This window comes from Acinetobacter sp. NIOH-H-8 (genome assembly GCF_046635365.1).
Taxonomy (GTDB): Bacteria; Pseudomonadota; Gammaproteobacteria; order Pseudomonadales; family Moraxellaceae; genus Acinetobacter.
On the sequence record NZ_JBHDVN010000264.1, the window covers coordinates 1 to 416 of the forward strand.

Genomic DNA, 416 nt, shown 5'->3' on the forward strand with positions numbered 1-416 from the left:
CGTATACCGCGCTAAAGCTGGGCGCCAGCGCCACATAGGCCAGGAACAGCGCGCCGATCACAGAGTAAAGGATCAGGACTTTTTCCGGGTTGAAGCGCGTCATCAGAATGTTGGCGATAAACTTGCCGATAAAAAAGCAGGCGAAGCTGTAGACCATAAAGGTTGAGGCATCGCGCTCATTGATATCGCCTAACTCCAGCGCCAGACGAATAGTGAACGACCAGACCGCCACCTGCATTCCCACATACAGGAACTGCGCCACAATACCGCGACGGAAGCGGGCGTTACTGGCGAGATAGCGTAGCGTATCCAGCGCCGAGGGACGTTTATGACTCGCGGTTTGCGCAACTTTACAGGTCGGAAAACGCGTCAGCAGGAACAGTACCATCACCACTACCAGAACCATAATCATGTAC

At 54.1% G+C, this 416-nt stretch carries 1 protein-coding gene; it reads right to left on the reverse strand.

All coding sequences use genetic code 11. The features are described from left to right. A partial coding sequence (locus ACEWB7_RS18145; protein ID WP_411581109.1) for a hypothetical protein occupies positions 1-394 on the reverse strand: 394 nt, incomplete at its 3' end. Between the last annotated feature and the right edge of the window lie 22 nt (positions 395-416).